The organism is Albidovulum sp. (assembly GCF_049646345.1).
Taxonomy (GTDB): Bacteria; Pseudomonadota; Alphaproteobacteria; order Rhodobacterales; family Rhodobacteraceae; genus Albidovulum.
The window spans coordinates 1-8,957 of the sequence record NZ_JBARVQ010000205.1 but is presented as its reverse complement, the minus strand read 5'-3'; the positions used below and the strand labels follow the sequence as shown (position 1 = coordinate 8,957).

Sequence of the window (8,957 nt, the reverse complement as noted above, 5' to 3'; positions counted from 1 at the left end):
GAGGTGCCGGGCGCGGTCATCGCCGGGCACTTCGCCCCGATCAAGGCGGTGATCACCGAAACCGACGGCGTGCCGCCCCTGATCGGCGATGCGGAACTGGCGCTTGGCGCGCTGGCGAACGAGTTGCAGACCGTCGCCGCCAGCCCCGACCCCGAAGCAGCCCTTCTCGCGCGTGGCGGCCTGCCGGAACTGACGGGCCAGCTCGCCAATGTCGCCGCCACCCTGCCCGACCCGGTCGATGACTGGATCCGGGGGGTCGCGGGCGAGACGATCGAGGTGACGCGAGAGGCGGTCATCGCGCAACTGAATGCCCGCTGGCGCGCCGATATCCTGCCCTTCTGCACCTCCGCCACGGCGGGGCGTTATCCTTTCGTTGCGGGCAGCGTCATCGACGTGAATGTCGCCGATTTCCAGCGGCTTTTCGGGCCGGGCGGGCTGATCGACGGGTTCACCAACGAACTGTTGTTGCCTTATGTCGACACGACACGGCGGCCATGGACATGGCGTGCCGATTTCGGGCTGGATGCGGCGACGCTCACCCCCTTCGAACAGGCCCGCGCCATCCGCGATGGCCTTTTTCCCGGCGGGGCGGGACCAATCATGGCCTTCACGCTGGAACCGAAGGACCTGACCGCCAATGCCAGCCGGATGACCCTGAACCTCGACGGCCAGCAGCTTGTCTACTTCAACTCGGCCACCCGCCCCACGCCGATGACATGGCCGGGGCCGGACGGGACAAACCTGATTTCCCTCTCCTTCGCCCCGATCGACGGCAGCGCCGAGGTCATCGCAACCGAGACCGGCGCCTGGGCCTGGCTGAGGATGATCCGTGCCGGCAATTTGCGGCGCACCGACCTGCCGGAGCTGTTCCGGCTTACCCTTGCCTTGGGCGGATATCGCGCAGAGTTTGAACTCCGGGCGAATTCAGTGGATAATCCCTTCGACCTGACCATGTTCGGGAACTTCAGATGTCCGGAAACGTTCTGACGCAACCCTATGTGGGGTTTTTCGGCAAGTTGCCCGTCACCGGGGATTTCGTGGCGCGGGGACTGCCGGACAGCTTCCGTAAGAATTGGGACGCCTGGGTCACCAGACATGTCGCACCCCGGATGCGCGCCGGAAAGCGCTGGCCACAGGGCGGGTTGCGCTGCCGTCTGATCTCGGGCGGGCAGTGCGCGGGAGCTGTCATCGTGCCCAGCGCCGACAGCGCGGGCCGGGTCTTCCCGCTCAGCCTGTTTCTGATCGGCGACACGCTGCCCGGTCAACTTGGTCTCTGCCCATGGTTCGGCAGGGCCCGCCGCTGCGCCGAAATGGTGATGGCCCGATCCATGGATGCCGACGCACTTCAGACCGCGCTCGAAGCGATCCCGCTGCCAGAGGGAGAGTTGGCCGACGCGCCGTCAATGCTGCTCTGGACCCGACGCCACGCCCCGGAAACGGCCGAACCGGATGCTCCGGAAACGGTGCTTGACCGCATGCTGGGACACCAGACATAACGCCTGAGCAATCGAAGCTATTCCGATGCGGGCCTGCCTCAAGGCGCACCCGAAACGCTCTAATTGAGGTTAACCTTCGATCCCTTGGCGGTGATGTCGCCCCCGGCCTTGATACCGATCTTGCCGCTGCCATTGATCGTAATATCGGTGCCATCAATCGTGATCTCGCCACCGCTTTTCATTGAAATCGTCGCCCCACCGCATTTCAGCGTGATCTCGGCACCGACATCCAGCAAGTATTTGCCGCCGATCTTCACCGCTCCGTCGCCACCGACATCGGTTGCGTCATTGCCCGAAACGCTGGTCGTCCGGTCAGCCCCGACGCTTGTCGACTGACCGCCGCCGACCGATACGCCCTGATCGGCGCTGACACTGACGGTCTGGCCCGCGCCGACGCTGACACTCTGTGAAGCACCGATGTTCCAGCTGTCTGACGCGCCGATGCTGTGCGATTGCGCCGCGCCCACATCGACCGCACGGGTCACACCCACCGACTGGATCTGCGCACCGCCCACGGTCCGTGTCTCTGCCGCACCCACCGTATCAACACGGGCAGCACCAACCGTGATCGTCTGTACCGCGCCCACGGTCTGGCCGTGGTTCGCGCCAATCGTCTCGGTCGAATTGTTGCCGATGGAGATCGTTTCGTCCGCGCCCACGCTCAGCGAGCGGTTGGCGCCCACGCTTTCGGTATCGTTTGAACCGATATCGACCGTGCGGTTCGCCCCAATACTGGTCGACTTGTCGACGCCCACGCTTTCGGTCCGGTTGTTGCCGACGGATTGCTGCGCGTCATGGCCGACATCCTCGGAAAAATCGTTGCCGATGGTGCGCGCCTCATTGTTCTTGACCAGTTCGGTATGGTCCTTCTGGGCCTGAAAATAGACCTCTTCCGCGCCCGCCTTGTCTTCGAACCTGAGTTCGTTCCAACCGCCCCCTCCCGGTGTCGAGTTCGACTTCCACCCCGATTGCGAGGCATTCCCCGGCAGTCCGTAGGGCGGCATCTGTTCGGCATTGTAGACCCGCCCGGTGATGATCGGCTGATCGGGATCGCCTTCAAGAAAATCGACGATCACCTCCTGCCCGATACGGGGGATCTGGATGAACCCCCAGCCAGCCCCGGCCCAGGTCTGGCTGACGCGGATGAAGCAGGTGGTGTTTTCATCCCTGCCCCCCAAGCGGTCCCAGAAGAACTGCACCTTCACGCGGGCATATTCGTCGGTAAAGATTTCTTCGCCGCCGGGGCCGACGACGACCGCCGTCTGCGGCCCTTTCATCACCGGTTTCGGCGTGATGCGCGGCGGGCGGTAGGCCACGGATTTCGGCGCAAGACGCAGACCGATCAGATAGCCCACATCCCCTGCAACATTTCCCGTCCGGTACTCCGCATCCCAAAGCTCATAATCGGTGCGCAGGACAATGTAGTCGTCGTTCTCCTCCTCGCGCGGAAACTTGTCGAGCGTGAAGCTGCGCCCCGACCACAAGGGCCGCGCCGTGCCCGCCGCCGTGATCCGGCGCTGTGTGGCCTGCAATTCCCCAAGCCGCAGGGCCGACAGGTCGTCGCCCCGACCGAGTTCGGTGTAGTTGCCGGGGTAGTGATAGGTCTCATTGCCGTCCTGAGCATGTCCAAGCGGCCCCGCCGCCTTGGACATCAGATCCGAAGAAGGTTTTTCGAAATCGTAATCGGTATGGGCGAACTTGCCCGGTCGAACCTGGCTGACCGGCAGCCAGGCGGTGATGAAATCGCCATCGCGAAAGCTGATCCGGTTGTCGGATTCGTAAGGCAGCGTATCCGCACCCGGCCCCGGTTTCAGTGTGCTGCCATCATCGGCGAGGATCATCTTATGCGCGCCGTCCTCATATTCGAAGAAATAGAAGATGCCTTCATGCTCCAGCAGCCGTTGGATGAAATCGAGGTCGCTTTCCCCGTATTGCACACAATAGTCGCGCGGAGGGTAAGAGCCGTTCAGGCGTTTTTCGAAAGACGCATCGGGATAGTCGCCAAAGATCTCCTCGACGATTTCGACCACGCTTTGGTTCTGGAAGATGCGGTTGTCGGTCTTCAGCGACAGGAACCACAGCCACGGAACCAGGATCAGCCGGTAATGCGCATAGCCGTCGCGGATATCCGTTAGCGCGAATTCGGCGGCCAAGCCGTTGAAATGGCGCGGCTCGTCCTCGCCCACCGTGATCGTCGCCGCGGTGCCGAGAACATCGGCGGCCTTCAGGTCGAGGCTTTCGCTGACGATCGAGAGGTCAAAGCGGAAGGGGCGGCTGATTTCGTCGAACCCCTCCATCCGGGCGAACAGAACGTCTGGTCCGAAGGCGGGAACAGAAACGGTGATCTCTCGGGTCTGGGGCACGGCACTATCCTTTATCAAATGATCTTCGGATTGGGCGGGTGACATACTGAAATATGCGGGAAGTATAGCCGAGGCTGGCCAGTTTTCAGAGGCGGGATTTCCGGCATGCGCAGAGTGCCGCGTGCCCCGGACCTGCTCCGGGACCTCTGTGGCGGTCGGGCAAGCGGGCTGATGACTACAAGACCAGAGGGCAGGCAAAGCCTTTCATCAGATCGCGGCGTGAAAGGGGATTGTCGGCACGCTCAAACCCGATCTCCAGAAAAAGCCGCGCGCCACCCCGACGGAGATCGACAAGGATGCGTTGACCGTCATCCCTTTTTCTGAGCCGCAATGGGTCGAGCAGGCGCATGAGTCCCCATGGCCCTGCCTGCTCTAACCGGGCCTGATCCGCGCCGGTCTGAAAACTGACCTCAACCCCGCGTTCCGGCGCGGGGCCGGGCCAGCGCAACACCAGCGCATCGCCCGTCGCCTCGACCGCGCCGCCCTGACCGCCGATGGCCATCGTGGCCTTACCGCGTTCTGCGAGTGCCGCCAGTGTAAGCGTATCGCCGATTGCCCCATCCGCGGTGAAAAGCGAGGCGGTGATCGCCTGCGCAGTCTGGAAGAAGGCGGCACTTTCCGGCGCGAGGCCTGCGAACCGCGCCTCGGGCTTCCAGCGCCAGGGGCTTTCGGACATGTCGAGATAGGGCGCCGCGCGGGTCTGGACATAGCGGTCGATGGCACCGCCCGGTGCAAGAAGGCGCGCGAGTTGCGCAGGGTCCGCATCGGCGCCTTCTCCGAACGGGAAACGCCCATCGATGGCGGCACGGCAGGCGGGCAGGACCTCGGACTGCCAGGCGCGGGTCAGCGGATTGGTCAGAAGGTCGGCATGGGCGGCAGAGGATTGCGCCAGCACATCCTCCACGATGCTCGTGACCACAGCGGGGGCCTGCCGCAGCGCCGAGATCGACGCCGCGCGGTCCTGCACGCTCATCAGCCGTTGCAGCCCGGTTTCCTCGTCCCGGTCCATCGCGCCCAGCGCGACATTCAGCCCGGCAAACAGGTCCGAGATGTCCCGCATCCGCCCCTGTTCGACATACTGGATCATTGCAGCAAAACTCGTGGCGATGGCCAGTTGCTGGGCATGCGTGCGGCGGCGGTCGAGCCCGCCCGCCTCGGCCCAAATGTCCCTCAGGAGTTGTTCAAGCGGGGAGGATGCGCGGGCAAGCGCGCCCGAGATGCGCACCGCTGCGTCGGGGTCCGAGAACGGGCGGACCCGCAGGTCGGCCAGATAGGCGCGCCATGCCGCAATCGTATCGCGCTGAAGCATGTCCAGAACCCGGTCGGGCGTATCGTTCTGGCGCGATACCGCGCCCTGAAACAGTTTCGCCGCCTCTTCCCGCGCGACCTGCACCGCGTTTCCCGCCCCGATATCCCGCGCATGGTCCCATCCTGCACTGGTGAAGAGGCCGGGAAGCGGGTCGTCCATCATCCGCCCGGACCGGCGGAGCAGGATGTCCGGCAGGCCCGGCACGGCCGCGTCCGCGACCCAACCCGGCAGGTCGGCAACGGCGGCAGAGCGGCGCAGTTCCAGATAGGCGCGGTCAGCCTCTGACGCCTCGGCGGCGAAGCTGTGGGCCTGAGCCATCAGCTCGGCATCGGGCTGCGGCAATGGCACATCCCGCTGACGCAGCTGCATCGCATGTGTGGCGATCCCTTCAAGCCCCGAACCCGGCACCGCCCGGTCGCGGGTCCAGCCCGCCAGATAGGCGGGCGACCAACCGGTCAGGCCCGCCAGAACCGACCATGCCCGAAGGTCGTCATATAGCTCTACCGCACCGCCTTCCGAGGCGATGGCAATGTCGATCTTTCGCGCGATGAGTGGCGGCACATGGGTCTGGACCGCAGCCTCGTAGACCGCCTTGGCATGTGTTTCAGCATCGAAACCCAGGGGGGCGGCGAAAAGCCGGACCGGCGCATGATCCGCCTGTACGGCCACCCGGGCTGCGGTGTCGCGCAGGCGGTCGAGTCTTTGGGCAAGGTCGGGGAAATCACCGGTCCGGTCGAGCCCGATGGAAAGCGCGTCGGCATCGAAAACCTGCCTCAGGTCCCGGTGAAACCGCCATTCGACCCAAGCCGTCCAGCCCGCGACGGCAAGACAGAAGCCGGTGACCAGCACAACGACGATACCTGTCCAGCTTGGTCCGGTCGAACGGTCGAACCGCGTCCGCCCGCCTTCCAGCCGCCCAAGGCAGCGTTCCAGAAACTGGCGCACCGGGGCGTAATCCGGCCCCGCCGCACCAGCCTTGGCGATGAAGTCACGCAAGGTGGCCGCCGAGATTTCCCGCCCGTCGAAAAGCTGCCGGTGCGATGCAGCCGACCAGAGTTTCATATCCGCCCGCCGGTTCGCCCGCACCGCCTGATCAAGGATCAGCGCCAGCGCATAGCGCGCCGGTGCGATGGAAGCAGGTGGCACGCCGCCACACCGCAGGGCCTCGCTGAACCCGTCCAGCCGGGCCATCGCTTCGGTCAGGGCGGCTTTCGGATCGCGCGCGGCCCGTTCTGCCAGCGTCCCGGCCCAGTCCAGAACCGGCCCCGCTGCCGCGTCAAAGGGATCGGCATCACGGCCCGCCATCGGATCAGAGCTTCCCTTCGGCGGCCCAGGCCCTCAGGGTTTCCTCGCCCACCTCGAAATGCATCGAATCCTCGCGCCCATAGGTCGCGCCCCAGAACCAGCCTTCGTCGTTGAAATATTCGGCGAGGATCAGGAGGCCGAATTGTGTGCCGCCATCGGCGAAGGGGTCAAGCTGGCCTTCAAGCGTCAGGTCGATGGCCGTGCCCCAGGAATGGTTCGACACGGATGTGGTGGACCCCCGGATAAACCGCGCGCAGATCGCGCCTGCCGTGCCGATCTTGTCGTGGATGTCGGGGTCGCTTTGCTTCAGCCGGTCCATGATCCGTTGCAAAGAATCCAGCGCGGGGCGCAGCATGGTCACCCGGATCGGCCCGACCTGCCGCGTCTCCATCAGCGATTTCAGACGCGGATTGCTCACCGGCTGGCAATCGGTCGAATAGCTGTCGCGCGGCGGGCCGAGCACCTCCATCATCACCCGGTTCTTCGGCTGGGTGATACCCTTGTTGAAGCGGGTCTTGGCCAAGAGCATTGCCTCGGTCAGCGCCTCGGTCTCGGGCGGGGTTTCGAAATCCTCGTCCGGCATCACTGTGGACGGTGCTGGCACAGGGGCCGCGCGATTGGCCAGCAGGCTCATATCCTCTCTCAACCGGGCGAGGTCGGCCCTGAGGCCCGACACTTCAGCCTCAAGCCGCGTGCGTGCGGCAATTTCGGCGGCCAAAGCCTCCTCCTGCCGGGTCATCCTGAGCTCCGCCCCCGCATCAGCCGTCTGCAACAGGGTCGAGACGACAGCGAAGGTGATGGCCGCAAGGATCACGCCAATGGCCACGATGACGGGGCCGACAAGGCTGCCCGGCTGCATCGCTCAACTCTCCCGGATATCGACAACGATGACCGAAACATTGTCCGGCGCCCCGGCCTCCAGGGCGGCACGGATCAGATCGCGGCAGGCATCGGCAGGCGCCACTGCTGCAGTCAGGATACCTGCGATGGCCGGTTCATAGACACAGCGCGGCAACCCGTCGGAACACAGAAGCAGCCGGTCGCCCTCGGTCACCGGCAAGGTGAGCTGTTCAAGCTCCAGCAGGTCATCGCCGCCGACAGCGCGGGTGATGATATGCGATTCCGGGTGGTTCTCGGCCGCCTCGGCGGACAGTTCCCCCCGGTCGACAAGGTCCTGCACCAGCGTATGATCCCGCGTGATCAGCCGCAGCCTACCCCCGCGCAGGAGGTAGGCGCGACTGTCGCCAATCCAGGCGATCTGAACCTGTGCACCGGCAACAATCGCCGCGACAACCGTTGCGCCCATCTCGCCCATTCCGGGTTCCGACGCACGGGCGCGCATGATCTGATTGGCATCGGTCAATCGCGCGCGCAATGCTTGGGCCGGGGCGTCCTCGTCATCAATGGTTTCCAGACTGTCGATGACGATGTCCGACGCAACATCGCCGTGACCGAGCCCCCCCATCCCGTCGGCCACCGCCCAAAGCCGCCCCGTCGGGTCGGTCAGGATCGCATCCTCATTGCGGTCACGAACCAGTCCGCGATGGGTCAGGCCCGCCCCGCTTGCAACCGGAAAGCGAAGCGCTGCAACGGGAACGACGGTTGTCGCACTTCTCATCGGCATGCCCCTTTGCGGAATAAGCCGCCCAGGCAGGCGTTTGGTGTCAAAGACATAGGCGATCCGGACAACGGCGAATTGAAAACAAGATCATTATAGCGTAAACTGGCTCGCACATTAATGCTATTTTTTGGATGGATTTCATGCTCGGCAAACTGCGTGTCGCGGCGGTTCTCACCGTAATTTCTCTTGTCGCTCCGGCAGCCGCGCAGAGTCTGTCCGACGACGACCTTCTGAAGATGTTTCTCAACCAGAGGGATGCCTTCCGCGCCGCCAATGAAAGCGGGACCGGCCGCACCCGCGGCCTGACGCTGGTCACCGTGGATGATGTCGAGGTGACAACCGAAAGCCCGGGCCTGACAGCGCCCGATGCCGATCCTGCAGAGGCGACGACGTCGGGCAGCGATGGCAGTGTCACGGTGGGCGTGGCGCCGCTTGCGCCAACCGCCCCGGATCAGGATGCGAGCGTTCCGCAGCAGGTGGTGTTCGGACAGCTGGCGCCGGAACTGCAGATCAACGTACACATACAGTTCGCCTTCGATTCAGCAGCTTTGGGCGTGGATCAGACACCGCTTCTGGCACAGCTTTGCAAGGTGATGGGACAAAGCGATATCCAGTTGTTCCGCATCGTCGGCCATACCGATGCATCGGGCTCTGACGCCTACAATGAAAGGCTGTCGCAACTGCGCGCGGAAGAGGTGCAGCGCTATCTGATCGGCGATTGCGGCATCGCGCCCGCGCGGCTTGAGGCGGTCGGGCTGGGCGAACGCTTCCTCGCCGACCAGAACGACCCGAAGGCGGCCGGGAACCGGCGGGTGGAGTTCCAGGCGTTAAGTTAGGGGCATTTCATCGACATTGTGCCACCG

Annotated in this window: 7 protein-coding genes; 3 read left to right on the top strand and 4 right to left on the bottom strand. The window is 64.5% G+C overall.

What is annotated here, in order from left to right:
* Both WBB85_RS04965 and tagF read left to right on the top strand, forming a co-directional pair.
* Positions 1 to 987, top strand: a 987-nt coding sequence (locus WBB85_RS04965; protein ID WP_432637519.1) for a type VI secretion IcmF C-terminal domain-containing protein, incomplete at its 5' end; no start/stop codon positions are given.
* Entirely contained in the window at positions 969 to 1,496 is a 528-nt protein-coding gene (gene tagF / locus WBB85_RS04960; RefSeq protein WP_432637518.1) for a type VI secretion system-associated protein TagF, read from the top strand. The genes WBB85_RS04965 and tagF, both read left to right, overlap by 19 nt.
* A gap of 59 nt (positions 1,497 to 1,555) precedes the next feature.
* On the opposite strand, the gene WBB85_RS04955 is transcribed toward tagF, so the two are convergent.
* From WBB85_RS04955 to WBB85_RS04940, 4 genes are all read right to left on the bottom strand, one after another.
* The gene (locus WBB85_RS04955; RefSeq protein ID WP_432637517.1) at positions 1,556 to 3,859 is read right to left on the bottom strand and encodes a type VI secretion system Vgr family protein; all 2,304 of its coding nucleotides are present in this window, start codon (positions 3,857 to 3,859) and stop codon (positions 1,556 to 1,558) included.
* Positions 3,860 to 4,034: 175 nt separating this feature from the next.
* Complete coding sequence (locus WBB85_RS04950; RefSeq protein WP_432637516.1) at positions 4,035 to 6,473, bottom strand: ImcF-related family protein; 2,439 nt, start codon at positions 6,471 to 6,473, stop codon at positions 4,035 to 4,037.
* Between the two features lie 4 nt (positions 6,474 to 6,477).
* On the bottom strand, positions 6,478 to 7,332 hold the full coding sequence (locus WBB85_RS04945; RefSeq protein WP_432637515.1) for a M15 family metallopeptidase: 855 nt from the start codon (positions 7,330 to 7,332) through the stop codon (positions 6,478 to 6,480).
* 3 nt (positions 7,333 to 7,335) lie between these two features.
* Positions 7,336 to 8,091, bottom strand: coding sequence for a PP2C family protein-serine/threonine phosphatase (locus WBB85_RS04940; RefSeq protein WP_432637514.1), 756 nt, complete (start codon positions 8,089 to 8,091; stop codon positions 7,336 to 7,338).
* A 143-nt stretch (positions 8,092 to 8,234) separates the two neighbouring features.
* On the opposite strand from WBB85_RS04940, the gene WBB85_RS04935 reads away from it, so the two are divergent.
* Positions 8,235 to 8,930: an OmpA family protein gene (locus WBB85_RS04935; protein WP_432637513.1), complete on the top strand. Its 696-nt coding sequence runs from the start codon at positions 8,235 to 8,237 to the stop codon at positions 8,928 to 8,930.
* The last annotated feature ends 27 nt before the right edge of the window (positions 8,931 to 8,957 follow it).